Here is a 23369-nt window from a genome sequence, read left to right on the forward strand (position 1 = left end):
GGCCCCGTGGATTACCTCACGCAGCGTGGCGCGCCAGAATCCGGCTCGCTGCTGGACTCCGCACGGCCTGCAACATCTCTTCCCGGCAACCAACGCGCTCGTCGCGACCGCGCTCTCCATCAACCACTTCGCTCAGCAACACTCACCTCGGAGTAGCTCACGCTGTTGAATCCCGCGGTGCGCGCCGTGGCGGACATGAACCAGGCGTTGGCGACCCGGTCCACGTAGCCCATGGACCGCAGCACCCCGTTCCACTCGAAGAGCGTGAAGAGCACGGCGCCACCAACGAGGAGGACACTCGTGACGAGCAGTGCCGCGAAGGTATGGACACTCATGCGCCGCGAGCGTTGGTTCCGACCGCGCCACCAGCGCAGCGCCTCTTCTCCTGAAAGGTAGCCCAATCCCCCGAGAATGATGAGGCTCGAGACGATGAAGAGTGTGAGTGGGGCGCTCGCGAAGCCCACCAGTGAGTCACTGAATGTCGAAAAGCCCGCGTTGCAGAATGCGCTCACTGAGTGGAAGACGGCATGCCACGCCGCCTCCTTCCATCCGAACCGTGGCAGCCATAGCAGCCACAGGAGCAGCGCCCCCAATGCCTCCACCCAGAGGGTGAAGCGCGCGACCCGCAGGGTCAGCGACACGACGTTCTGTCGGTGCGTGTAGTCGATGGGGGCGCCGACAATGACCTCGCTGCGAAGGGACAGCTTCCGGCCGAGCGCGCCAATGACAAGGGTGGCCAGGGTGATGAGTCCCAGCCCACCCAACTGGATGAAGACGAGGAGCCACAGTTGACCCCAGCGGGTAAAGGTCGTGGCGGTGTCCACGACGGTGAGTCCCGTCACGCACACCGCGCTGGTCATCGTGAAGAGCGCGTCGAGGAGCCCCAGTCGCGGCCCGGTGTACAAACCCGGCAGCCAGAGCAGTCCGAGCGTCCCGAATGCGATGAGGACCCCGAAGGAGAGGGCCAGCAGCATGGCCGGGGAGATGGAGGACCAGCGCAGCCAGAGCCACTGTATGGGCGAGCGAAGGAGGGGCGTCACTGAGTGGGGGCAACCATCCATCACCCAAGGGCGGCCCACCAGTTTTTCGAGTGTGAATCTGGACGCCCGGCACGCGGGGGCCTCGTGCCCCACTCCTCGCCGGCGCCATGAACCTCTCCGGCTCCGGTGGCAGAGGCCATGATGCGTGGAGCGAGGCCTCGCGATGCGGAATTTGTGCGGGCCTCCCTGCCCGGGCTGGCAGCAGCGCCAGGTGCTGCAGGTCCCCTCGTGTCAGGGACGTTGACGGGTCGTGGGCGGCCACGCGCCCACCGACTCGCTGCCGCCCTGCATCACGGCCCACGACGGAGACGGGGCCCATCTTTGCCCACACGTTGAGCTACCAGGGCCGAGCCGTCCCGCCCGGGCGCCGCGCTCACTCGCCTTGACGCGCTATTGGACTGGCCTTGGCGCGCCCATGACGCAGCGACCGAGTTCTGGGGAGGCACAGGGCCAGTTCCTGCTTCTCGTCCGTCCCTCCTTCGCCAACTCGACGATTCGCGCTCGGAACTCCGGCGGGTATGGAGGCTTCGGTTTCGGCATCGTTGGGTCCTTCTCCCACAGTTGAACGGACTCAACGAGCCCGACGCAAATCCAATCGAGGTCCTCCCTCGAACCACAGAGGCCCTCATCGCAATCACTGCCGCGGCCGGCAAGGTTTGCCCCCGTTCTCGCGGCAAACCTTACCGGTCCTCTCGCGCCCCTCCTCGGAGCATGCACTGGCACTCGGGTTGCTCTACCCGGGCTCACTCCGTGATTCGGACCCGCATGACGCGGTATTCCGGTCCGGAGCCTCCTCGGCCACGCTCGGTACGCTGCCTTCCGCTCTCGCGTGGCTGTCATTGAAAGGAACAGGTCTCGCCGTGCGCAACCTCCTTTTCGCCCTCCCTCTCGCCACCTTCACTGCCGCTTGCGGCGGTGAGCCCCTCGCTGCCGACACTCTCGAGGCGGCCTCGCCCGTCGTCGCCGATGAGGCCGTCGACCAGGTCGAGCAACAGGTCAGCCTCTCCAGCCCCTATACGTGGCGAACAAACCGGGCCGAATCCATCTCCACTTCCATCGGCACCTCCACCAACCGTACCTGCTTCCTCACCGGCCTCGGCGGAAGCCTCCAGCCCGCCTTCCCTGACGACATCAGTTGGGCCTCCGCCGGCACCCACATCTACGGGGGTGAGTGGATCCTCTCCATCAACCAATACGTGAGCACGGCCCTCTCCACCACCGTCCAGTGCGTCAACACCGCCGCCAACCGAACCCCCGAGGTCTTGTGGTCCAAGGGCGAGGCCGCCAAGCTCCTCGGCGCCGTGACGCCCAACCGTCGCTGCTTCCTCACCCGGATTGAAGCCTCCGGCGCATTCGACTCCACCGCCGACTACGTCCGCGTCTGGAATGACAACATCAACTGGTACCTCGGCGGTGACCTCGCCGATGACGGCGGCGCCCGCGCCCTGTGCGTCGACTTCCCTGAAGGCCACGGCAATTGGCTTTGGGTCTCCGGCGCTGACCCCATCAACCGCGACCTCGCCTACAACTCCGGTGGCGTCGCCTGCTTCCTCTCCGAGCTCGGCGGTCGCTTCAACCAGGACAGCTATTACGACGGCGTGAGCGTCAACTACAACGCCGGCACCCGCACGTGGGAGATGGACCTCTCCCCCGTCAAGCGGGGCCGGGCCGGGTGCGTCAAGTAATCCCTCTCCCCCCAAGACCTGGGCTCGTCTGCAGCGGGCCCAGGCTCCTCTCCCAGTCATCCCGCACCGTGCTCACGTCGTCGAAGCCGCACCCCGTCGCCACACGGTGACTGTCTCCACCCACGAAAATCCATACCCGCGATGCTCGTCCAGTCAGAGCAGGGGGAAGTGCGCATCGCCGGTCTCGCGCGCGACCTGGGACTCAACCAGGACGCGTTGGAGAACGGGGTGTGCCGCTTCCGCGAGTCGAGCGCCAGCGTCACCAGGACGAGGAGCCCGAGCACGGACGTCCCACTCCACGAGCTGCAGCAACCGCCACCGCCTTCGTTCCCCCCGAAGCGGGAGACGCCACGCAGAAGACGTCCGAGGCATCGACCGTGCCTCCGCCATTCACCACCGTCCACATGGCCAGGAATGCGGGCGCCTCGTTGCCGTACATGTCGAACGCCCGCACGCTGAAGGTCACCGAGCCTCCCGCGGGACGCAGGGGGTTCTGCGGCGAGAGGAGAACTCCCAGGCCCCCTGATTTGCTCACGAATCATCCTGTTTCACGGGCCCGAAGACACCGTTTCACCCCTGCGGAGAGCAACGAGAGGCCGGGCGGGAGGTCGCGTGCGGGGAGCCGAAAAAACTCCACGGAAACGAGGACCCGGCTCGGGCGACGCCGGCCGGAGAGACCCACGGCGCACCGCGGAGACGAGGTCCTGGGGACCTCGGAGCAGGAGCGCCCTGTCAGCGATGGATTCTGCGAGTCGGCAGAGACCGACGGGGTTGGTTACCGGTGTCCCTGGGCGAGGACCCCATGAGGGCTTGGGGCCAGCCGGAGCTGGAACAGGTCCCTGGCATTGCCGTGGGTGATCTTCCGTCGGTCGAGCTCGCTGATGGGGGCGCGGTCGATCCATGCCGCCGCGGGCGCGGCTTCGGAGTAGGGGTAGTCGACCGAGAACATGATGTGGTCGGCTCCGACGGTGAGGATGGCGTTCGTGAGGGCGCTGTCGGAGAAGCTGCCGCTCGTGGTGAGCCAGATGTTGTCGGCGAAGTACTCCGGCAGCGTCTTCTTGAGTCGCTTGTCGAAGCGGTTCAGCTCGAACATGTTCTGGGTTCGCCACAGCAAGGCGGGCAGGCCCTCGCCCATGTGCCCGAGGATGAGCTTGCAGCTCGGGAACCGGTCGAAGTGCCCGCCCAGGAGGAGCCGCACGGCGTGGGAAGCGGTCTCCGTGCCGAAGCCCCAGGTGGCGCCCTTCATCTCGGGGTGACCGGCGTAGGCCAGCAGCCCTCCTGGAAGCGCTGGGCGAGGGTGCAGGTAGACCGGCACGTCGAGCCCACAGAGGGCCTCCCAGAATCCGTGGAGCGAAGGGTCGTCGAGGTAGAGACCGACGTTCGGGTCCGCGGTGTTGGTGTAGCCGTTGATGAGCACGCCCTTGAATCCGAGCTCGGTGACGGCCCGGCGCGCTTCGGCGATGGCCTCTTCACCGGCTTGAAGCGCGACGGCGGCGAAGCCCGAGTAGCGGTCGGGGTGCTCCGCGATGCGCTCGGCCAGGAAGTCGTTCTCGAGCCGGGCCTGCGCGGCGGCCTTTCGCGGGTCGACGATGCGCTGGATGCCTGGAGCGGTCAGGGACAGGATGGCGTGAGCGATGCCCGCCTCGTCCATGCTGCGCAGGCGGGCCTCATCGAAATCACCGAGGAGGGGCAGGATCGGACGGTAATAGTCGGTCGTGACGCCACCGCCATCGGAGAGCTGGGCGAGGGCGGCCTCGTCGCCGAGCACTCGGGCCACATCGGCGGGGTGGAGATAGGCCTCCTCCAGGGCAACCTTCGGCAGGCGGACGTTCATCGGGATGCCTCCTCAATCCCGATGCCTATCTCACGAGCGCCCCGCGCTTCAAATGTTGAGGTTGACGGGAGGGAATCGAACCCTCTTCGCCGGGGTCACATCCCGGTGGCTCACCATTCGCCTTCGGCCAACATGATGTCGGGGTACCCGGAATCGAACCGGGACCGCTCGCTTATCAGACGAGCACTCTGCCTTAGAGCCATACCCCGTGATGCAAGGTCTGTGATTGAGGTGCGTGGCCTGCGCCACGCAATGGGGACGCTGGGAGTCGAACCCAGCGGGCCCTGTCGGGCTCGGGCTCTACAGGCCCGCGCGTCTTCCCTAACGCTCTACGTCCCCAGGAGGAGCAGTGGGACCCTGAAAGCCGAGAGGCCGGGTCCCCTGGATGGGAGCCCGGCCTCTGCGTGGCGCGGCGCTTCGGAGACGGAGCGCGAGCGTCAACAGGGGGCGGGCGGATGGCCATGGATGTGGCCGAGTCCCACGATGGAAATCGAGGCGGCGTCCACGTGCGAACGGGAGGCGGCGTCGAGCCGGGTCCAGAGGATGTGGCGATAGCTGAACTTCGTCGGGCTCGTCCGCTTCATCACCGGGGTCATGGTCACCGCTCCTTTCAGGGAGAATCCACGGTGGATGATTTTCGTCCCTGACAAAGGCTCCGAACATCCTCGGGTCGTACCTGGCGGGCCCGCGCGGTGGGGCTCAGGGCGGCGGCGCTCGCTCCTGGAGCAGCTGCTCGACCGCGCGCGCGGAGGCGTCATCCACCGGCGAGAGGACGACCATGCTGAGGCCGTCGCTGTCATCGACGGTGAACATGGACGCCTCGAACCGGAGCTCACCCACGTCGGGGCGAACGAGCCGCCTGGGCCTCACGCCGTGCGTGTGCAGCTCGTTCTCGGCCCAGAGACGGCGGAAGTCCTCGCTCGTCGCCATCAGCTCGTCGACGAGCGCGGCCGCCTCCGGCGTGGCGCCCGCGCGCGCGATGGCGACGCGAAACGCGGCGAGGCAGGTTCGCTGCATGTCCTCGGCGTGGGGCAGGAACGTGGTGGCCTTGGGGTGGAAGACCCGGCGCAGCATGTTGCGCTCGTGCTCCGGCATGGCGGCGTAGTCGCCGAAAAGCACGACGGCGGCGCGATTCCACGCGACGATCTGGAACGTCGGCGTCTTCACGAGCGCGGGCACGCGGAGGTTGTCCAGCACGCGCTGAAGGGCGGGCGTGACGTCGGCGGGCGGCGTGTGCCGGCGCGGAGGTGGGCGTTCATGCGCGAGCAGGAACAACATCTCGCGGTTCGTGTCGTCGAGCTCGAGCGCGCGAGCGAGGCGTTCGAGCACGTCGTCGGAGGGGACTCCGCCTCGCCCCTGCTCGAGCCACGTGTACCAGGTGACGCTCACGCCGGCGCGCGCCGCGACCTCCTCGCGACGCAGCCCTGGCGTGCGCCGCCTCCCAGTCACTTCGGGCTGGAGCCGCTCTCGGCGGGCGCGGAGGAATTCAGGGAGGGTGGTAGTCGCCATACCGGTATCCGGGCACGTCTTTTCGCCGTGCCATGCGCAGCCTACGGTTCGCGCATGACCACCACAACGCCACGGGCAGGAGTGCTGCCTTGCTGACGCTTCATCACCTCGGCCACTCACAGTCCGAGCGCATCGTCTGGCTCTGTGAGGAGCTCGGGCTGGACTATGCTCTGAAGCGCTATGCGCGCCGGGCCGACAACCGGCTCGCGCCGCCGGAGTACAAGGCGCTCCACCCGATGGGCACGGCCCCCATCCTCACCGATGGAGACCTGGTCCTCGGGGAGTCCGGGGCCATCTGTGACTATCTCATCCAGACCCATGGAGGCGGCCGCCTCGCGGTGCGGCCCGGCGAGCCCGGCTTCGCCGACTACCTCTACTGGTTCCACTTCGCCAACGGGACGTTGCAACCCGTCGTCCTGCAGGTGAGATACCTGGAGCGAGTCGACCCTTCAGGAAGCTCCGCGCTGCTGCAGGCGGCCAGGGAGCGCTTCACGCTCGTCCTCTCCACCCTGGAGAAGCGGCTGGGCGAGGCTCCCTATCTGGCCGGCAACGCATTGACGGCCGCGGACATCATGACCGTGTTCTCGTTGACCACGATGCGGCTGTTCAAGCCGTATGACCTCTCGCCCTGGCCGGACATCCTGGCGTACCTGCAGCGCATTGGCGCGCGGCCGGCGTATCGCCGGGCAATGCAGAAGGCAGACCCGGATTTGACTCCGGTGCTGGGAGCCTCCCCGGAATAGGCCTCGGGCTTCACTGCTTCCGGCCCGGGCGGCAATCCCAGCGCCTCTCGTACTGCCCTGGAGAGGTCGTACAAGGCAGCACTGCACATGAGGAGGGCCAGATGCGAGCAGGCATCATCGGAGCAGTGATTGCGACGGTGCTGCCGATGGGCCGTGTTGGCTCCGGGCCCGGCCGCGGAGGAGCCCGACGCGCTCGGGCAGGTCGAGGGGCGCAGGTCGGACGACTGCGTGAAGCGAAGCCGTCCCAACTGCGTCATCCTCCCCTGGAACAGGAGGTTCGGGCTTCCCTGCCGCGGTGCAAGCGGTCAGGCGGACGGCAGTCTTTGGAGGGGATGCCGTCGCCGCCGGATGCGTCAGCTCAGCACTCCTGGATGTACACCGAATAGCTCGACCGGCCACCCCAGACATAGAGCCCGCCGCAGTAGCAACCATACTCACCGATGAGCTCGGTGTACGTGGCGTCGCTGTAGTACCTGTGGAGGTTCGCGTTCGGCTCGTTGGAGCAGTCCGGCAGCGGTGCCTCCTGCGAGGCCAGGTCCGGCTCGCCCTCCTGCGTCACGGGACCGCCACAGCCCACCAACGTCGCCAGCAGCGCACCAGGAATGAATGACCGCATGTGTCCTCCTCGAAGGGGAACACCATACCATGTGCGGTTCGTGACTGCGTTTGACGCAAGTCGTTGCAGGGAGTGGGTGTCCCCGTTCGCGGGTGGGGTTACGCCTCCCGCCGCTTGCGCAGGACGGGCAGTCGGCTGCGACCCACGGGCAGGCGGGTGCCGTCTCGCAGCTCCACTGCGGTGCGTGAGCCCTCCGAGGCGACGAGCTCACGGATGTCCGTCGTTCGGACGAGATAGGAGCGGTGGATGCGGACGAAGTCGGTGGGGAGCAGTTGCTCGAGCCGCTCCAGGCCCGTCTCGCTCAGCTCGGTGCCCCCGTCGCGGAGGCTCCAAGGCCGTGCACCTGGTGCTGGAGGGCGCGGGACAGGATGGGCTCTTCCAGTCGGACCCGCGCATCCTCGAGCGGATGACGTCCTTCCTGAAGGGCGAGGCGCTCCGCGACGAACGGTTGTAGCTCAAGTCGAAGCCCGGCGGTCCTTGACCCACCCGGCGTTCGAGCGGGAGTCGGGTCGCGGTGTTCGAGGCGGCGGCCCGATTCTCGCCTCCTGTCGCGAAATCGGGGGCGGCACATCTGCTAATCATCCGTCTCGTGACATCCCAACTCGGTCCATACACACGCACCCGACTGCTCTTCGGCGGCATCATCGAGGACCACCTCGCCCAGGTCTCCGGCCCGCGCGGGCGCGAGAAGCCGCTGGTGCTCCAGTGCCTCCGGTCGGACATGGCCGAGGATGTGGGGTTCGCGGAGCTGTTCCTCGACACGGGGAGGCATGCCACCCTGCTCGACCATCCGAACATCGTGAAGGTCTTCGACTTCGGTGTGACGGACGGCACGTACTTCCTCGCCAGGGAGCACATCGAGGGCCCCAGCCTGCGCGAGGTGCTCAAGCACATGGCCGCCCAGCGGATGACGCTTCCGGCGACCCTGTGCGCGCGCATCATCTCGCAGGTCTGCGAGGGGCTCGCCTTCGCCCATGACCTCGCGGACTCCGAGACGGGCGAGCCGCTGAGGCTCATCCACCGCTGTATCAGGCCTTACAACATCCTCCTGTCACACCAGGGGAAGGCCATGATGGTGGACTTCGGCGTCGACGAACTGCGGTCCCGGTTTACGCCGCGCATGATTCCCCTCGTTCACGACGAGGTCTACAACGCGCCCGACGTCATGAGCCGCACGCCGGTGGACCGGCGGATGGATGTCTATTCGCTCGGTGTGGTGCTCTATGAGCTGCTCACCCAGCGCAGGCCGTTCGAAGCCACGCCCGAAAGGAGCGTGATGCAGGCAATCCTGACCGAGCCCATGATACCCGCGGAGCGGCACCGGCCGGACCTGCCCGACGCCCTACGTGAAATCCTCGCCCGAGCGCTCGCCAAGGAGCGGGATGAGCGTTATCCGGACTGCCACGCGTTCAAGGCGGACCTGGAGAAGTTCATCCGCTCCACGGGTGAGTCAGTGAAACCGAAGCACGTGGCCCAGCTCGCCCAGCAGGTGAGCCCGACCTCGGACCGCCTGGAGACTCAGCCACGGCTCACCGTGACGCGAGGTCGGATGCTCGCGGCGGCCGTGGGGCTCCTGGTGCTGCTCGGAGGCGGCCTCTTGCTCTGGCGGATGGGGGCCGCACCCGAGCCCCCGCGGGCCCCCGCTACGACTCCGTAGGGCCGGCGTCCTCACCCCACACGTTCACGAAGCTCGAGCGGCGCGCCCGGGCTCACCGGAGGGTTCGTGGCGTGGATGCGCAAGGGCTGGCCGGGCTCGGCGGTGAGCAGGAAGAGCGCGTCACGGTCCTCGGGGCCCACCCACCACCGGTCGCGTCCGGCGGACGTCACGGACACGGGGCGAGGCCATTCCCCTTCGAGCGTCTCGAGCACCTCGAGCCCGGGCAGGGACACCAGGAGCATCTTGTCCTGGACGAAGAGGGCCGCCCGGTCCGCATCGAGGACACATATCCCGGCCCCACCCCAGGTCAGCTCATCCTCGTCCTCATCGCTGTCACTGCGCGGGAGGGAGCCGAGCAGGGTTCCGTCGAGCGCGAAGTGGAGGAGCCCCGTCAGCCTGTAGTTGACGATGAGCAGCAGGAGGACGCCGTGCGGCGTGGCCAGGGCCCTCCAGAGGTCCTGCTCATGGCCCGGCTCCACCTGGAGTGCTCCTTCCGGCTGAGTCGCGCCCGAGCGGAGCACGTAGACGCGGCCCCGGCCCTTCTCCACGACGGTGATGCCGAAGGGGCTGCTGTCGAGGAGCGCCCCGTCAGGCGACTCCGGAAGTGGGAGCCCCTCGGAGTATCCGTACCCGTGCGTGGCGGACACGGGGGCGGGAAGGGGCATGGGCTCCCACTTCTGCCCGGACCCATCGGTCGTGAAGAGGGTGGTCAGGGCGAGGTTTCCGTCCACCTGCGCTCCGATGAGCCGGTCTCCATCGGTGGTGAGATCGAAGCACTCCCTCGGAAAAGCCTGGGCGGGAGTGCTCGCATCGGCTCCCACGGAGAAGACACGCCCCTCTCCATTCCCCACCCAGACGTCCTTCGCCTCGTCGAGCGCGGCGAGCACCACGGGCGCGGAGGGATGACCCGGCGAGTCCGCTGCCAGCTCCCGGCGAACACCCTCGGCTCCGTGGACGACGATGAGTCGCTGCGGATTGATGTCGAACAACCACGCTCCACGAGACAGGAGACGACGCGTCGGGTGCATGGCCTCGCAGCATACCGTGCGAGCGCGCTCCTGCTGTTGTCTCGGTCCGCTCGCCTCACTGCGGACGAACCAGGGTCATGCCGGACATTTCGCGAAAGAGCGTCGGGACGGTGCCTCGCGGGCCTCGACGGCAGGTGGGCGGGAGCCAATACTGCGAGAATGCTCACGGTCCATGGCTTTGGCCGCGTCAACTCGAAGGTGGTGGGGCTCACGAGGGATCTGCGCGTCCTGTGGGCGCTCGAGGAGCTCGGCGTGCCCTATCGGGTCCACGGCGTGGACCATCCCGCGGGGGAGCTCGGGAGCGAGGAGTTCCGGCGGATGAACCCCTTTGCCCAGGTGCCGGTGCTCGAAGACGAGGGCTTCGTGCTCACCGAATCAGGCGCCATCCTGTTGTACCTCGCGGAGAAGACGGGCCGGTTGATGCCCGCGGACTTCCAAGGCCGCGCCCAGGTGATGCGGTGGTGCTTCGCCGCGCTCAACAGCGTCGAGCCTCCGCTGTTCCAGTTGGTGATGATCGACCTGTTCGGCGCCGCGGACCCCACTGGCGCGCAGCGGCGTCCCGGGGTGGTCCAGTATGCCGAGCGCGTGCTGGGCGCGGTGGAGGCCTGGCTGGAGGGCCGTCCGTATCTGGCTGGCGAGGCGTTCACCGTGGCGGACATCCTGATGGTCACCGTCCTGCGTGAGGTCCGCAACGCGGGCGTGCTGGAGGGCTTTCCGAGGGTCTCCGCCTATCGCGAGCGCTGTGAGCAACGGCCCGCATGGCAGCGGACGCTGGATGCCTATGAGCAGCGTCTGGGCGTCCCGGCGGGCAGCGCGCGTTAGCTTCGCGCCGCGATTATCATGACGTGAGCACCCTGGCGTGATGCTCCCTCGCGGGGAGCGGACCTGCCGACTGAGCGAGGACAGCCCTTGGAGTCACGACACCTCTCCGCACCCGCCTGGTCGGCATTCAAGTCCTGGCTGCTCAAGCTGACCGGCGTTCCCGTCTCCCGCCTCCGGCTGCTGACAGGAGGCTGTCCCTCGGAGGAGCTGCCCGCGCTCGCGAAGGAGCTCAAGCGCGTACGGGCCGACTTCAAGAAGCGCCCCAACGAAGTCTCGGCCCCCGCGGACGAGGGGCTCCGGAAGGACTACGCGGCGCTCGGCGTGCCCTGGTCCGCGTGGAGCGAGGTGGCGAGCGAGGTCCAGCGTGACTTGAAGCGCAACCGCTACGCGCGCTGGACAGGTGTGGATGCGCTCGAGTTCCCCGAGGGGCCTGCCTTCGGCGACCTGGTGACGGTCGTGTTGTTCGGAGGCGTGGAGCAGGCACGCTCCCATCTGCTGCGTCGCGCGTCGCGCTCCGCGGGCTCTTTGGAGGCGCTGTGGTGCCGCTGGCTCGGAGGGGCGCCGCTCGAACCCGAGGCACTGCGCGCCTTCGCGGGCGCACCGGAGCAGCTCGCCGAGCCCCTCTACACGCCGGATATTGAAGAGCTGCTGCCGCTGTACTTCGTGGAGCCCGACGCCGTGCGCGCTGAACGAGCGCTGGAGGTCGTCGCAGGCAAGCTGGGGCAACCACTGTTGGACTTCCTTCGCTCCCTGCTCGGCTTCTGGAGGAAGGAGACTTCAACGGAGGAGGTGAGGGCGCGCTTCGATGCGTTCGTCGCGTCCGTCCCTCCCTCGAAGGTCGCTCAGCTGTGCGCGCCCGCCTCTCTGTACGGCCGATACGTCGAGGCGCTCCCGGCTCACGCGTTGCTGGAACAGGTGGGCGCGCGTCTCGAGCGCATCGCCGTGCCCGCCAGGGTCGCGGACGTCGTGCCCGTGATGGAGGCGCTCACCGCGGTCGAGGAGTTGGCGGCGATGGGGCTGGGCCTGCGCGTGGAGCAGGTGCCTGGGAAGGTCCTCCTCTCCGCGCAGGAGCCGGAGACAACGGGCGGGGACGAGTTCCTGTAGCGCCGACGCGGCCTCAAGGGAGGTTCGCGCGAACGAATCGCACTCGCTCTGGAATCGAGGTCCGGGGAAGAGGAAGCAGCTCGTAGCCGAGGCGTGTGTAGACGTCGACCATCGAGCGATACTTGCAGATACCCGATGACGTCGGGGATGCCTCGGTCCAGGATGACGGGAACGCCTCTCTCTCGCGCCTCCTGGTGGGAGCGCAGCTCCCAGCCCAGCATCAGCTCGGCGAAGGCCATCCGGTCGGCCCAGGGAAGGGCCGCGCCGCCAATCGCCACCTGTTGCTGGATGATGGCACGCCCCGCCTCGGGCATGTGCGCGAGCCCCTCCGCCGCCAGCGCCTCGATGAGACGGCTCTTTCCGGAGCCCGGGCCCCCGGTGATGACGTGCAGATGAACGGTCACGGTCTTCCTTGGTCGGAGAATGATGGAGTGGAGGCCCTTGGCGCGTCGCTCGTGTATATGCCCTCGCGTCTCTCTCCTTGGAATCGACATGAGCGCCTTGCCTGCCTGCCCGAAGTGCAACTCCGCCTATACGTACGAAGACGGTAGCCTCTACGTCTGCCCGGAGTGTGCTCACGAGTGGTCGACAGCCGCCGCGGTCGAGCAGGGGGAGGCGAAGCGCGAGGTGCGTGACGCCTACGGCAACCTGCTGCAGGACGGCGACAGCGTCACCGTCATCAAGGACTTGAAGGTCAAGGGTTCGTCGACGGTGGTCAAGGTCGGCACCAAGGTCCGGAACATTCGCCTCGTCGATGGGGACCACGACATCGACTGCAAGGTCGACGGCATCGGTGCCATGGGGCTCAAGTCGGAGTTCGTGAAGAAGGCGTAGGTATCGCCCATGGGCGATGCCTCTCCATCCATTGACGACGCGGGATTCGCCGTGGAGTCAGAGTCCGCCAGCCTGCTGGTTGGACGACCCCGGTAGGGTTTGTTGCGTGAGGCGAAGCGGGCGACGGGATTCGAACCCGTGTCGACGGTATGGGAAACCGTCATCCTGCCGCTGGACGACACCCGCGTTGCTGCGCTTCCAACGAGCTTGCGGGGAATCTACGGCGGAGCAGTTTCATCCCTGACTCCGCCCTGTCTTCCCCGCGCCTCGTCACGTTCCCGCGGTGGGGACGACCGCTGACAGGTTCACCAGGGTGTCGCGTCGCGTGCCGTGCTTGACGAAGTCCTGGATGCCGCGAGCCAGCGTCGCGGCCAGCAACCCCAGCAGCGGCAGGTGCGCGCCGCCCTCGCAGGTGGCCTGTCCGGCGGTGTCCTCGGCGTCCGGCGTGAATCGCTCGTCCCAGCGCACCAGTCCGAAGGTGCCATCCGCGCTCACCGCGCCGTGCACCAGCGGCTTGCCGGCCTCCCTCGCGAACGCGGAGAGCAGCAGGCGGCTGTCCTGGTTGTCGAAGCAGTCCACCACCAGGTCCGCGCCGCCGCACAGGGCCGCCACGTTGTCGCGGGTGACGCGCACGCCGAAGGACTCCGCCTTCACGCCGTGCAGGTTGAGGAGCTGGAGCTTGAGCGCCTCGGCCTTGTTCTTCCCCACCGAGGGCTTCACATAGGCCTGCGAGAGCAGGTTCTTGGACTCCACGCGGTCGAAGTCGACGAACACCAGCGTGGCCTCCAGGTTGCGGCACAGCACGGCCGCCTGCGAGCCGATGGCCCCCACGCCACAGAAGACGATGCGCATGACGTCACCTCACCGCGCGCCGAAGGGGACCTTGGGGCGCAGGTAGATGCGCTCGTCGCCGCGGGCGCCGCGGAAGCGGTCCACCATGAAGTGCTGGAAGGCGTCCTCGCGCAGGTGGGCCAGGTGCAGGCCGGGCACGCCACCCGAGCGCACCATCTCCGTGGCGATGCGGCGCACGTCGGCGTCGGAGACGGGGCGGTCCAGCTCCACCGGCACGTCCGCGGACATGCCGTCGTAGGTGATGTTCAGCGTGGCCATGGTGGGGCTCCTCGCGGGGCCCTCGTGGGACGCGGGAGCGCGGCCGACGGGGTGGCTCGCGGGACGCGGGCGGGCGCGGCTTCCTGACCGGGGGCGCCCGGGCGCTGGAAAGACGAGGGCCGGACTCCGCCGTGGAGACGGAGCCCGGCCCTCGGGGGCCGCGAGGGGGAGGGTCCTCGCGGCCGGATGCCTACTTCGAGCCTTCGCCGCTCACCGTCGTCGGCGAGGGTTCGGGCGGCGTGCTCACCGTGGGGGTGAGCGGCAAGGCGCCGATGAAGCCCGAGTACGCCATGCGGTTGGGCGTGCACTCACCCGCGCTGCGCACCTCGCCCTCGGTGGCGTTCTCGAACAGCGCGCTGGCGACGGCGTCGGGGGTGGCCTGGGGGTTGAGCTCCAGCCAGAGCGCGGCCACGCCCGTCACGTGCGGCGCGGCCATGGAGGTGCCGCTCAGGATGCGCGTCTGGAAGTCGCCGTAGTGCCAGGCGGAGGTGATCTTGTTGCCGGGCGCGAAGACGTCCACGCAGTCGCCGTAGTTGGAGAAGTGGGCGCGCTTGTCGCTCGTGTCCGTGGCGGCCACGGTGATGGCCTCCGGCGCGCGGGCGGGCGAGTGCTTGCACGCATCTCCCGACTCGTTGCCGGCGGCGAGCACGTAGACGACGCCCGACGCGATGGAGCGGCGCACCGCCTCGTCGAGCGCCGGGTCCGTGTCGGTGCCCAGGCTCATGTTGGCCACGGCGGGCGACTTGTGGTTCTTCGTCACCCAGTCCACGCCCGCGATGACGCCGGCCGTGGTGCCGCTGCCATCACAGCCGAGCACCCGGACGGAGTGCACCGTGGCGTTCCTCGCCAGCCCGTAGGAGCTGCCCGCGGCGGTGCCCGCCACGTGCGTGCCGTGGCCATGGCAGTCATTGCCCTTCATGCTGTCGCCGATGGCGTCGAAGCCGACGGAGGCCCGGCCGCCGAACTCCTTGTGGGAGAAGCGCACGCCGGTGTCCAGGATGTACACGTGCACCCCCAGCCCGGTGGCGTTGTACATGTAGAGCTTGTCGAGCGGCAGCTGCCGCTGGTCCACCCGGTCGATGCCCCACGTGGGCTTGGGCTGGCTCTCGCGGATGGACACCACGCCGTTCTCCTGGACGAAGGCCACGGCGGAGTCCTGCGACAGCGCGCGAGCCTGCTCCTCCGTCATCCGCGTGGCGAAGCCGCGCACCGCGTGCTCGTACACGGAGAACGCGGTGCCTCCGTACTTCGTGGTGAGGCCCTGGGTGAGCTGGGCCACGGCGAGCGGCTCCAGGCTGGCCTCGGGCTCCTTGAGCACCACCACGTACTCGCCCGGCACCTTCTTGCTCACCTCGACGAACTTCTCCCGAGGCGGCGCGAGGAGCGCGGCGGTGGCCGTCGCGTCCCTGCAGGTGGGCCGGCTGCTCGAGCAGCCCCCCAACAATGCCAGTCCACCCATGGCCAGCGTCATCGCTGTCGTGCGTCGATTCATGGCTCATCCCCCTGCACTGGGTCTCCCCGAATGATACGGATGGACTTATAAATCGGCTTAATCCTGATTGTGTCCCGAGGGATGAGACAGTCGTCTGTCATTGAACGAAGCGCGGAATGCCGACATGGGGGCGTATTGCCTACCAGGCGCGCGCGGTGGTTCCCCACCAGTAGAGGGAGGCCTCCAGCGGATGCTGATGTGGTTTTTCGAGCATCGGACGGATGCCCATCTCCCGCGCGGTGTTGCGCAGGTCCGCGTGCCAGTCCTGATGCTCCGGGGACAGTCGCGTGGCGGCGATGGCCAGGGCGCTGGCGCCCACGGAGTAGCCGCCCTGGAGCAGGGGACCACTGGCGGAGTCCTCCTTGCCCTTCACGCCGCGAGGCCATTCCCGACAGGCCGCGAAGGGGAGCAGGGCACCTGCTGGGTGGTCACAGTGTCCCTTCACCAGCGCGGAGGTGAAGGTGGCGGCGGAAGGGTGCGCGCCCATGGCCAGGAAGGCGCCCGTCCACGCCAGGGTGGTGCCGCGAGGCAAGGGCTCCACGGGCTTGCCCCGCGCATCGACCTTCGTGGGAAAGCCCGAGGGCAGGGCCGCGAGCTCCACCAGTCGGGCGGTGAGGCGCTCACCCATCGCGAGCGAGGCCGCGTCGCCGCGCAGCCGTCCGTGGAGGAGCAGCCCCGCGGCGGCGGGCGCGCTGTCACACGGCCAGATGGACTTGCCGAAGGAGGGCAGCAGGAGCTGTCGCTCCAGTGCCTCGACCAGCTGGTCGGCCAGCGCGTCGAACAGGGCGGTGCTTTGCGCGTCGGACACGCCCGCGCGCTCCATGCCCGCGAGCATCAACAGGACGTAGCCCCGGTACAGCACGCTGCGCGGAAGCGAGTGTCCCTGGACGACGGTGACGCCGTCCCGCAGGAAGGGCGCGCGGGCCCGTGTGAGGGCGTCGTCGAGGAGCGCCTTCAGTCGCCTGGGAGTCTCGGGCAGGGGGCTCCCCGCGAGGGACCTCTGGACGAGGATGAAGGACAGGTGTCCGTCACACAGGAGCTGCGCCTCCACGAAGCGGCGGCTCGCGTCGCCCAGGAGTCGGGGCTCGCAGCCTCGTCCGAGGATTCTCCGCTCCAGTTGCGCCAGGGACGGGGCCGACGGGGCCTCCGTCGGTGGGGTGTCCGTGAGGCCGGCCTCGCTCGTACCGAGCGCGAGCAGGAGCAGTGGCAGGAGCGGGGAGGGCATGCGTCCCACAGGGGAGCATGGTGGCGCCGGGCCGTGGGCGACGGGGTCCTCACCGGTCGCCGAGCCGGTGGGAGTGGTCGCTCCCACCGGCTGGACGGCGTGGCCTCAGGGGCCTTCGCGCTGGACCTTCAAGTCACTGAAGCGGCCTTCACGCTCCAGCCGCCAGAGGTCCTCATCGGTGACGAAGGGTTGGCCGAGCAGCTCGCGCGCGCGTTTGACCTTCGCGAGCAGCACCGGGTCCAACACGGGCGTGCTGTTCTCGCGCGTGGGGCGGGGAGGCGGTCGCATGATGGAGAAGGTCCCCCGCGCGGGATGTCCATCCTCGGTGGTTCCCTCGAGCAGATAGGTGACGTGTGTCACCGAAGCCTCGGCGCGGGTGTCGAGCGCCACGGGGACCTCCACGTCCTGGCCCACGGGGAGCAGGTCCACGCCCAGGCTCACCTCGGCGGTGTCCTCGGGAAGCGGCGGTGCATCGGCCTCCGGGACGAGCGAGCGCAGCGCCGTCACCCGCTCCAGCCGCACCGGACGCTTCCAGCGGTGGGACAGCTGGAAGGTCTGACGGACCACGCCCTGCGCGTCCTCGACGGGGAAGCGCGGCGAGCCCACCGCGAGCACCGTGACGATGCCTTTCTTGGCGAAGTTCTCGAACGTCGTATCGAGGAGCTGGAGCGAGGAGCGTCCCGCCGCCTTCTTCCCGGACGCATCGAACGCCTCCACCTTCACCAGGTGCTGCGAGTACAGCGCCGCGGGCCGCATCGGGTCGGGGCGCAGCGAGTGCGTCACCCGGGGCGCGCTCGTCGTCACGGTGTGACGGTCGTCGAAGGTCCAGACGAACTTCACGGGGGCGAAAGGCGTGGGCGCGGCGCCGGCCCGGGGACGCTCCAGGATGCGCGCGAGGAACTCGAACTCCTCCTCCGTGTTGGGCGCGCGTCGGGAGAAGATGTCCACCTGTCGCTCCGGCTCACAGTCCTTCACCGTGTACCGGGGCACGCGCGCCTGGGTGGCGACGTTGTCCTTGCCGAACACCGTCACGGTGGGCAGCTCGTACGTCCCATCCGCCATCCGCCAGACCCGCAGGGGCACGCGCAGGCCGCTGCCCGCGCCGATGGTGGCGTGCAGGTGGGTGTCGTCTCCGTCCGGCGAGTGGGCGCGGACGCTGATGAGGTTGTCCTCGCCGGAGCAGACCTCCCGCTTCTCCACCGTCACCTCGTCGATGAGGGGCGCGGGGACGCGAGGCGCGGCGGCGGGCCTCCGCGCGTGCTCGGTGCGCGAGGGCAACACCGCGGTGGTCCGCACCTCGGCGCGCGTGGGCGTGCCGTCGAGGGCGGGAGAGGGCTTGGGGCCGGGAGGTGTGTCCGGCTCGTTCGAGCGCAGCAGCACACCCGCCATCAGCGCCGCGATTCCCAGTCCGAGCATGAACGTCCTGCGTCTGCGCCACCGTGAGGGTTGCGTGGGAGTCATCCAGGGCTCCTGTCGATTCGAGCGACGCGTGAGGGCTCACTGCCAGCAGCCGTAGACGTTGCCGCCGGAGTTCCACTGGAGCTGATGGGAGTAGTCGCTGGCCCACAGCGTGACGTTGGACGGGTGTACGCCCCAGCCGCCGATGCGGTCCGGGCTGATGGAAGTGGCGGTGGCGTTGGGGTCGTCGCGCACCTGCCGCCAGATGACGCTGGTGCTGGTGTCGCAGCGGTTGGCGGACATGCAGTTGGCCACCTGGTTGCCGGCGTTGGTGCACACGTTCCAGAAGACGGGGCAGATGACGCTCAGCGCGACGTTCTCGAACCAGCCCAGCGACTCCTTGCACTGGCCATGCACGCCCCAGTGGACGGAGTTGGCCGCGTTGGCGGTGACCTCGTGCGGGTACGTGTACGGGGAGACGGCGCCCTTGCCCGCGTAGACGTGCGCGTAGGCGAGGAAGGTGGAGCACACCATGCCGTTGTTGGCCGCGTTGCCCGGAATCTCGTGCGCCGCCTCCAGGTCCCGGTACTGGAACAGCGAGTAGGGCACGCGTGAGCCGTTCCACAGCGGCCGGTCGATGCGCTGGCTTCCATCGACGCGCGAGACGTCGCTGACGTACGGGTGGTTGAACCAGAGGCTGTTCGCGATGCGGGCCGCGCCCGCGGGGTCGCCCAGCTGCCACGCCGTCCAGTCCGGCCCGTGGCCGTTCGCATCGTAGAGGTAATGGTAGATGCCGCCCTGGTTCACCTGCTCCAGGCCCGGGTAGCCGTACTGGAGCTGCGACGCGACGAGCGGTGTTCCACAGACGGTGGGCCAGTTGTTCTGGGCCGGGTCCTTCATGGTGGCGTGGGTGACGCCGCCGGTGGGGCCGTGGGAGAGCATGGAGTGCGTACGGAACTCGCCAATCGCATCAATGACGTTGCGGATGGGCCCGTCGTTGCTGCGGCTGAACACCACCGCGCCGTTGGGGGCGTTCCACCCGGCGGCGGTGTAGCCACACTCCGAAGCGGCGGCGGGAAGCGATGCTCCCAGCGCGGATACCGCGAGACAGCCTGCGAGGACTCGACGCATCAGATACTCCCGGACATGCGACGCTCCCGTGGGCCGGCCCTCTGGTGTCCCAGGCGCGGCGCGAAGCAGAGGTCCGTGGGAGCGGCTTCACCGATGCCTGGGAGGCTGCACGGTAGGCACGGCGGCCGTGTATTCCATGCTGGACCTGGAGGGCAGTGCGACGGGGGACAGGGGCTTGCCCCAGGAGTCGGTGGGAGCGTTCGAGAGTCCACGCCCAGGACGTCCTCGGGTGACCTCCTGGGTTGCGGTCGCGGTGCGGGGACGCATCCTCGGGGCAGGCGAGAGGAGTCGTGTCACACATGGAACTGTCAGCTCGGATGCATCGCTGGGACGTCACGCCGACGGAGGCCGTTGCGCTCCAGCGCGAGCTCCGGGAGCGGGTGGTGCTCCAGCCCCCACCGGGCCTGAGGGTGGAGCGCGTCGCGGGCGCGGACGTGTCCACGGAGAAGGGGCGGGACACGGGCTTCGGCGGAGTCGTGGTGCTGGACGCCGGCGCGCTCGTGCCCGTGGCCCAGGCGGGTTCGGCGGTGACCCTCGGGTTTCCGTATGTGCCGGGGCTGCTCTCGTTCCGGGAGCTGCCGGTGGTCGCCGTCGCGTGGGAGCGGCTCTCGATGCGGCCCGACGTCCTCATCTTCGACGGGCACGGCATCGCCCATCCGCGACGGCTGGGCATCGCGAGCCACGGTGGGCTCCTGTTCGGCATCCCCTCCATCGGGTGCGCCAAGTCCCTGCTCGTCGGCACGCACGGCAAGCTTGCGGACGCGCGTGGCTCCACGTCGCCCATCATCCACAAGGGCGAGGTGGTGGGCATGGCGGTCCGCACGCGCAAGTCGGTGCAGCCCGTTTACGTCTCGCCGGGGCACCTGATGGACCTGCCCACGGCGGTGGAGCTGGTCCTGCGGGCGAGCCCGAAGTACCGCGAGCCGGAGACGACGCGTCACGCGCACCGGATGGTGAACGCGCTGCGCCGCGCGGACGGCGAGGCCGCGGAGCTGGAGTGAGACGACCTCCCTGGATTTGACCGACGGCCCGACGACCTCTATGTCCAGAGTCCTCGAGATGGGGACGGTTCCGGGCGCGAGCACGGCCCGGGCGGACGTGTCCCCGGCCACCTGGCGCGAAGAGGGCGTGGGCGCTCTCGTGAGGGTGGCGCAGCGAAGGTGGGGGTCGCCCGTGGGAGCGTCGATGCGGAGGTTGTCATCCCCGTGGAGTGAGCTGGCGTCGCATTACCCCGTCGTCGTGGTGGGGTCGGGGTATGGCGGCGCCATCACCGCCAGCCGGCTCGCCAGGGCGGGGCGCCAGGTGTGCGTGCTGGAGCGGGGCCGCGAGCTGCAGCCGGGGGACTACCCGCGCACGGAGGCGGACTTCGCCCAGGAACTCCAGGTCCACCTGGAGGCGGAGAGCAACGTCGACCTGGGCCGCGCCACCGCCCTGTTCGAACTGCACCGGGGCGGCGACGTGGCGGTGGTGTCGGGGTGTGGGCTGGGCGGCACGTCGCTCATCAACGCGGGCGTGACGCTGCGGCCGGACCCTCGCGTGCTCCAGGATTCACGCTGGCCGGAGGCGTTCCGTGAGGACGTGCCCGGGCTCCTGGAGGATGGCTTCACGTGGGCCGAGCGCATGCTGCGGCCCACGCCCTATCCGGAGTCCTCGCCGCGCCTGGCCTCGCTGGCGGCCATGGAGCGCGCGGCCCGTCGCATGGGCGGCACCTTCAAGCGCCCCCCGCTGGCGGTCTCCTTCGAGGAGCAGGTGAACGACGCCGGCGTGAAGCAGGGCGCGTGCACGCTGTGCGGGGACTGCCTCACCGGCTGCAACCAGGGCGCGAAGAACTCCGTGCTGATGAACTACCTGCCGGACGCGCATCGCCACGGCGCGAAGGTCTTCACCGAGGTGTCCGTGCGCTACCTGGCGCGCGACGGGAATCGCTGGCGCATCTACTACCGGCCGATGAACACCGGTCGCGAGCGCTTCGAGGCGCCGGACCTGTGGCTGACGGCGGACCTGGTGGTGCTCGCGGCGGGCACCATGGGCACGGCGGAGATCCTGATGCGCTCGCGCGCGCTGGGGCTGTCGCTGTCGAAGCAGCTGGGCCAGCGCTTCAGCGCCAACGGGGACGTGATGGCCTTCGGCTACAACACGGACGTGCCCGTCAACGGCGTGGGCCACGGCGTGAATCCGCCGGAGGGCCGCGAGCCGGTGGGCCCCACCATCAGCGGCATCATCGACGAGCGCGCGACGGCCCGGCAGGAGGACGGCATGGTCATCGAGAACGGGGCCATGCCGGGCGCGTTCGGCAAGCCGATGCTGGCGCTGCTGTCCGCCGCGGCCGCGGTGGGCGGCGAGGACATGGACTCGGGGCTGAAGGACAAGCTGGAGGAGCTGGCCCGGGTGGCGGACAGCGCGGTGCGCGGCCCGTACCACGGGGCCATGCGCAACACGCAGACCTTCCTCGTGATGTCCCACGACGCGGGCGTGGGCGAGCTGCGCATGGAAGGGGACCGGGTGCGGGTGCACTGGCCGGACGTGGGCACGCAGCCGGAGCTCGCGCGCGTGGACCAGCGGCTGCGCGAGGCCACCGCGGCCCTGGGCGGCACCTTCGTGCGCAACCCGCTGTGGAACCGGCTCACCGGACACGAGGTCCTGTGCACCCATCCGCTCGGAGGCTGCGTCATGGCGGAGCACGCGGGCGCGGGCGTGGTGGACCACGAGGGACGCGTCTTCTCCCGTCATGAGGGGAGCGAGGTCCACGAGGGGCTCTACGTCAGCGACGGCTCGGTGATTCCGAGGTCCCTGGGGACCAACCCGCTGTTCACCATCTCCGCGGTGGCCGAGCGCTCCGTCGCGTTGCTGGCGCGTCGGCGAGGCTGGCACATCGACTACACGCCCGCGCTGGAGGCACCCGCGGCCGAAGCGCGGACGCCGGTGGGCGTGCGCTTCTCCGAGACGATGTACGGCCACGTGTCCGGCGCGGTGCATGAGCATGAGCTCGTCGCGGGAGACCCGAAGCGCGAGGGCGCCACGCGTCTGCGCTTCGTCGTCACGGTGGAGACGCGAGACCTGGAGCGCACGCTCGAGGACCGGCTGCACCCGCTGGCGCTCTCCGGCATGGTGGAGGCCCTGGCGTTGTCGCCCCGGCCGCTCGTCGTGGAGGGGGGCGAGCTGCACCTGATGACCCAGGAGGGCGCACGTCCTGGCGGGCGGCGGATGCGCTACCTGCTGCCGCTCGTCGCCGAGTCGGGTGAGCGCTTCTTCCTGGATGGGTACAAGGACGTCCACGACGATGCGGGCTTCGACCTGTGGGCCGACACCACGCGGCTGCTCGTGTCCGTGTACCGGGGCATGGACATCTCGGGCCCCTGCGTCGCGCGCGGCGTGCTGTCACTGGACCCGGCGGACTTCGCGAAGCAGCTCTCCACGTTGCGCGTACTCGGCGCGCGGGACGCGGTGGGCCAGTGGCAGACACTGCTGCGCTTCGGCCGCTTCTTCTTCGGCGCCCTCTACGACACCTATGTGAAGAAGGCCGCGTAGCGGGCGGGGAGCCGGCGGCCTGTTCCGCCGTGCCAGCGGGTGGTGCTCCTCCCGTGCGCCGTGGGCAACCTGACCCCACGAAGGCACTCTGGGAGGACACGGCCATGGCGGACAAGCGGGAGCGCGAAGGGCAGGAGTCTTCTTCGACGGACGGCTCGAACGAGCGAGGCGGTCTGCCCATCGAGGTCCGCCGCGCCCGTCGGAAGGAGGCGCACGCGAGCCAGCACTACGCGGCCTTCCTGAAGCACCTGTGCGAGCGGGGCGGCATGTCGCCCTCGGTGGCCGAGAAGGCCGCGGTGTCCGTGCTCTGCGCGGTGGAGCAGCGCATCACCCAGGGCGAGACGCAGGACCTGGAGGCTCAGCTTCCCAACAAGCTGACGCTGCTGCTGCACCGCTGCGAGCGCCACGAGGACGAGCTGCCCAAGGGCTTCGGCCGCGAGGAGCTGCTCGCGCGCGTGGGCGAGGACCTGGCGCTCAACCCGGAAGCGGTGGAGCCCGTGGTCCGCGCGGTGCTCAACTCCGTGCGGGCGCAGATTTCCGAGGGCGAGGCCGAGGACGTCATGGACCAGCTCCCCGAGGACCTCAGGGAGCTGTGGCGACGTCCCAGCTGACG

Annotated in this window: 23 protein-coding genes, 4 tRNA genes and 1 pseudogene; 9 read left to right on the forward strand and 19 right to left on the reverse strand. The window is 69.1% G+C overall.

Annotated features, from left to right (window positions below; genetic code table 11):
• Nucleotides 1-119: 119 nt before the first annotated feature.
• A complete protein-coding gene (locus K8625_RS28425; protein ID WP_223784467.1) occupies nucleotides 120-1040 on the reverse strand; it encodes a potassium transporter TrkG in 921 nt (306 codons plus the stop codon).
• An 860-nt stretch (nucleotides 1041-1900) separates the two neighbouring features.
• Between K8625_RS28425 and K8625_RS28430 the strand changes: the two genes are divergently transcribed.
• Nucleotides 1901-2725: a hypothetical protein gene (locus K8625_RS28430; RefSeq protein ID WP_223784468.1), complete on the forward strand. Its 825-nt coding sequence runs from the start codon at nucleotides 1901-1903 to the stop codon at nucleotides 2723-2725.
• A 259-nt stretch (nucleotides 2726-2984) separates the two neighbouring features.
• On the opposite strand, the gene K8625_RS28435 is transcribed toward K8625_RS28430, so the two are convergent.
• From K8625_RS28435 to K8625_RS28465, 7 genes are all read right to left on the reverse strand, one after another.
• The gene (locus K8625_RS28435; RefSeq protein WP_223747778.1) at nucleotides 2985-3260 is read right to left on the reverse strand and encodes an ABC-type transport auxiliary lipoprotein family protein; all 276 of its coding nucleotides are present in this window, start codon (nucleotides 3258-3260) and stop codon (nucleotides 2985-2987) included.
• 240 nt (nucleotides 3261-3500) lie between these two features.
• On the reverse strand, nucleotides 3501-4559 hold the full coding sequence (locus tag K8625_RS28440) for an amidohydrolase family protein (RefSeq protein ID WP_223747779.1): 1059 nt from the start codon (nucleotides 4557-4559) through the stop codon (nucleotides 3501-3503).
• Between the two features lie 59 nt (nucleotides 4560-4618).
• Nucleotides 4619-4691, reverse strand: a tRNA-His gene (locus K8625_RS28445).
• 6 nt (nucleotides 4692-4697) lie between these two features.
• Nucleotides 4698-4768: transfer RNA gene (locus tag K8625_RS28450), tRNA-Ile, on the reverse strand.
• Between the two features lie 44 nt (nucleotides 4769-4812).
• Nucleotides 4813-4898 (reverse strand) — tRNA-Tyr (locus K8625_RS28455).
• Nucleotides 4899-4996: 98 nt separating this feature from the next.
• Nucleotides 4997-5155, reverse strand: a complete 159-nt coding sequence (locus tag K8625_RS28460) for a hypothetical protein (protein WP_223747780.1) — start codon at nucleotides 5153-5155, stop codon at nucleotides 4997-4999.
• 103 nt (nucleotides 5156-5258) lie between these two features.
• On the reverse strand, nucleotides 5259-6068 hold the full coding sequence (locus K8625_RS28465) for a helix-turn-helix transcriptional regulator (RefSeq protein WP_223747781.1): 810 nt from the start codon (nucleotides 6066-6068) through the stop codon (nucleotides 5259-5261).
• An 89-nt stretch (nucleotides 6069-6157) separates the two neighbouring features.
• On the opposite strand from K8625_RS28465, the gene K8625_RS28470 reads away from it, so the two are divergent.
• Nucleotides 6158-6811: a glutathione S-transferase family protein gene (locus tag K8625_RS28470; protein ID WP_223784469.1), complete on the forward strand. Its 654-nt coding sequence runs from the start codon at nucleotides 6158-6160 to the stop codon at nucleotides 6809-6811.
• A gap of 358 nt (nucleotides 6812-7169) precedes the next feature.
• On the opposite strand, the gene K8625_RS28475 is transcribed toward K8625_RS28470, so the two are convergent.
• Complete coding sequence (locus K8625_RS28475) at nucleotides 7170-7427, reverse strand: hypothetical protein (RefSeq protein WP_223747783.1); 258 nt, start codon at nucleotides 7425-7427, stop codon at nucleotides 7170-7172.
• A 98-nt stretch (nucleotides 7428-7525) separates the two neighbouring features.
• A complete protein-coding gene (locus tag K8625_RS44580) occupies nucleotides 7526-7732 on the reverse strand; it encodes a LytTR family DNA-binding domain-containing protein (protein WP_223784635.1) in 207 nt (68 codons plus the stop codon).
• Nucleotides 7733-8016: 284 nt separating this feature from the next.
• Between K8625_RS44580 and K8625_RS28485 the strand changes: the two genes are divergently transcribed.
• Nucleotides 8017-9084, forward strand: a complete 1068-nt coding sequence (locus tag K8625_RS28485) for a serine/threonine-protein kinase (protein ID WP_223747784.1) — start codon at nucleotides 8017-8019, stop codon at nucleotides 9082-9084.
• Nucleotides 9085-9095: 11 nt separating this feature from the next.
• On the opposite strand, the gene K8625_RS28490 is transcribed toward K8625_RS28485, so the two are convergent.
• Nucleotides 9096-10073 carry a hypothetical protein gene (locus K8625_RS28490; RefSeq protein WP_223784470.1) on the reverse strand — a complete coding sequence of 326 codons (978 nt, stop codon included), beginning with the start codon at nucleotides 10071-10073 and terminating at the stop codon, nucleotides 9096-9098.
• 198 nt (nucleotides 10074-10271) lie between these two features.
• Here K8625_RS28490 and K8625_RS28495 point away from each other — a divergent pair, with 198 nt between their 5' ends.
• Nucleotides 10272-10934 (forward strand): glutathione S-transferase family protein, encoded by a 663-nt coding sequence (locus K8625_RS28495; protein ID WP_223784471.1) that lies wholly within the window; start codon nucleotides 10272-10274, stop codon nucleotides 10932-10934.
• Between the two features lie 87 nt (nucleotides 10935-11021).
• On the forward strand, nucleotides 11022-12038 hold the full coding sequence (locus K8625_RS28500; protein WP_223784472.1) for a hypothetical protein: 1017 nt from the start codon (nucleotides 11022-11024) through the stop codon (nucleotides 12036-12038).
• 170 nt (nucleotides 12039-12208) lie between these two features.
• Here the strand turns inward: K8625_RS28500 and K8625_RS28505 are convergent.
• Nucleotides 12209-12532 (reverse strand): annotated as a pseudogene (locus K8625_RS28505) (AAA family ATPase); the annotation flags it as partial.
• On the opposite strand from K8625_RS28505, the gene K8625_RS28510 reads away from it, so the two are divergent.
• Nucleotides 12531-12872 carry a zinc ribbon domain-containing protein YjdM gene (locus K8625_RS28510; RefSeq protein ID WP_223747788.1) on the forward strand — a complete coding sequence of 114 codons (342 nt, stop codon included), beginning with the start codon at nucleotides 12531-12533 and terminating at the stop codon, nucleotides 12870-12872. The pseudogene K8625_RS28505 and the gene K8625_RS28510 sit on opposite strands and share 2 nt — an antisense overlap.
• A 115-nt stretch (nucleotides 12873-12987) precedes the next feature.
• On the opposite strand, the gene K8625_RS28515 is transcribed toward K8625_RS28510, so the two are convergent.
• From K8625_RS28515 to K8625_RS28545, 7 genes are all read right to left on the reverse strand, one after another.
• Nucleotides 12988-13058 (reverse strand) — tRNA-Gly (locus tag K8625_RS28515).
• 84 nt (nucleotides 13059-13142) lie between these two features.
• Nucleotides 13143-13724 carry a ThiF family adenylyltransferase gene (locus K8625_RS28520; RefSeq protein WP_223784473.1) on the reverse strand — a complete coding sequence of 194 codons (582 nt, stop codon included), beginning with the start codon at nucleotides 13722-13724 and terminating at the stop codon, nucleotides 13143-13145.
• Between the two features lie 9 nt (nucleotides 13725-13733).
• Nucleotides 13734-13982: a hypothetical protein gene (locus K8625_RS28525; RefSeq protein ID WP_046711652.1), complete on the reverse strand. Its 249-nt coding sequence runs from the start codon at nucleotides 13980-13982 to the stop codon at nucleotides 13734-13736.
• Nucleotides 13983-14172: 190 nt separating this feature from the next.
• A complete protein-coding gene (locus K8625_RS28530) occupies nucleotides 14173-15474 on the reverse strand; it encodes a S8 family peptidase (protein ID WP_223747790.1) in 1302 nt (433 codons plus the stop codon).
• A 139-nt stretch (nucleotides 15475-15613) separates the two neighbouring features.
• Entirely contained in the window at nucleotides 15614-16699 is a 1086-nt protein-coding gene (locus K8625_RS28535; protein ID WP_223784474.1) for a hypothetical protein, read from the reverse strand.
• A 105-nt stretch (nucleotides 16700-16804) separates the two neighbouring features.
• On the reverse strand, nucleotides 16805-18160 hold the full coding sequence (locus K8625_RS28540) for a hypothetical protein (RefSeq protein WP_223747792.1): 1356 nt from the start codon (nucleotides 18158-18160) through the stop codon (nucleotides 16805-16807).
• 36 nt (nucleotides 18161-18196) lie between these two features.
• Nucleotides 18197-19228 carry a hypothetical protein gene (locus K8625_RS28545; protein WP_223747793.1) on the reverse strand — a complete coding sequence of 344 codons (1032 nt, stop codon included), beginning with the start codon at nucleotides 19226-19228 and terminating at the stop codon, nucleotides 18197-18199.
• Nucleotides 19229-19527: 299 nt separating this feature from the next.
• On the opposite strand from K8625_RS28545, the gene nfi reads away from it, so the two are divergent.
• The 3 genes from nfi (at nucleotide 19528) to K8625_RS28560 (ending at nucleotide 23367) form a co-directional block, all read left to right on the forward strand.
• A complete protein-coding gene (gene nfi, locus K8625_RS28550) occupies nucleotides 19528-20229 on the forward strand; it encodes a deoxyribonuclease V (RefSeq protein WP_223784475.1) in 702 nt (233 codons plus the stop codon).
• Between the two features lie 184 nt (nucleotides 20230-20413).
• Nucleotides 20414-22756 carry a GMC family oxidoreductase N-terminal domain-containing protein gene (locus K8625_RS28555; protein WP_223784476.1) on the forward strand — a complete coding sequence of 781 codons (2343 nt, stop codon included), beginning with the start codon at nucleotides 20414-20416 and terminating at the stop codon, nucleotides 22754-22756.
• A gap of 104 nt (nucleotides 22757-22860) precedes the next feature.
• Nucleotides 22861-23367, forward strand: a complete 507-nt coding sequence (locus K8625_RS28560; RefSeq protein WP_046717553.1) for a DUF2267 domain-containing protein — start codon at nucleotides 22861-22863, stop codon at nucleotides 23365-23367.
• Nucleotides 23368-23369: the final 2 nt, after the last annotated feature.

Origin of the sequence: Myxococcus sp. AS-1-15 (assembly GCF_020037055.1) — a bacterium.
GTDB classification, from domain to species: Bacteria; Myxococcota; Myxococcia; order Myxococcales; family Myxococcaceae; genus Myxococcus; species Myxococcus fulvus.

Coding starts and splice junctions, on each gene's coding strand:
- K8625_RS28440 (WP_223747779.1), bottom strand. CDS start 4,559: ATGAACGTCCGCCTGCCGAAGGTTGCCCTGGAGGAGGCCTATCTCCAC.
- K8625_RS28460 (WP_223747780.1), bottom strand. CDS start 5,155: ATGACCCCGGTGATGAAGCGGACGAGCCCGACGAAGTTCAGCTATCGC.
- K8625_RS28465 (WP_223747781.1), bottom strand. CDS start 6,068: ATGGCGACTACCACCCTCCCTGAATTCCTCCGCGCCCGCCGAGAGCGG.
- K8625_RS28475 (WP_223747783.1), bottom strand. CDS start 7,427: ATGCGGTCATTCATTCCTGGTGCGCTGCTGGCGACGTTGGTGGGCTGT.
- K8625_RS28495 (WP_223784471.1), top strand. CDS start 10,272: ATGCTCACGGTCCATGGCTTTGGCCGCGTCAACTCGAAGGTGGTGGGG.
- K8625_RS28510 (WP_223747788.1), top strand. CDS start 12,531: ATGAGCGCCTTGCCTGCCTGCCCGAAGTGCAACTCCGCCTATACGTAC.
- K8625_RS28520 (WP_223784473.1), bottom strand. CDS start 13,724: ATGCGCATCGTCTTCTGTGGCGTGGGGGCCATCGGCTCGCAGGCGGCC.
- K8625_RS28525 (WP_046711652.1), bottom strand. CDS start 13,982: ATGGCCACGCTGAACATCACCTACGACGGCATGTCCGCGGACGTGCCG.
- K8625_RS28530 (WP_223747790.1), bottom strand. CDS start 15,474: ATGAATCGACGCACGACAGCGATGACGCTGGCCATGGGTGGACTGGCA.
- K8625_RS28535 (WP_223784474.1), bottom strand. CDS start 16,699: ATGCCCTCCCCGCTCCTGCCACTGCTCCTGCTCGCGCTCGGTACGAGC.
- K8625_RS28540 (WP_223747792.1), bottom strand. CDS start 18,160: ATGACTCCCACGCAACCCTCACGGTGGCGCAGACGCAGGACGTTCATG.
- K8625_RS28545 (WP_223747793.1), bottom strand. CDS start 19,228: ATGCGTCGAGTCCTCGCAGGCTGTCTCGCGGTATCCGCGCTGGGAGCA.
- nfi (WP_223784475.1), top strand. CDS start 19,528: ATGGAACTGTCAGCTCGGATGCATCGCTGGGACGTCACGCCGACGGAG.
- K8625_RS28555 (WP_223784476.1), top strand. CDS start 20,414: ATGCGGAGGTTGTCATCCCCGTGGAGTGAGCTGGCGTCGCATTACCCC.
- K8625_RS28560 (WP_046717553.1), top strand. CDS start 22,861: ATGGCGGACAAGCGGGAGCGCGAAGGGCAGGAGTCTTCTTCGACGGAC.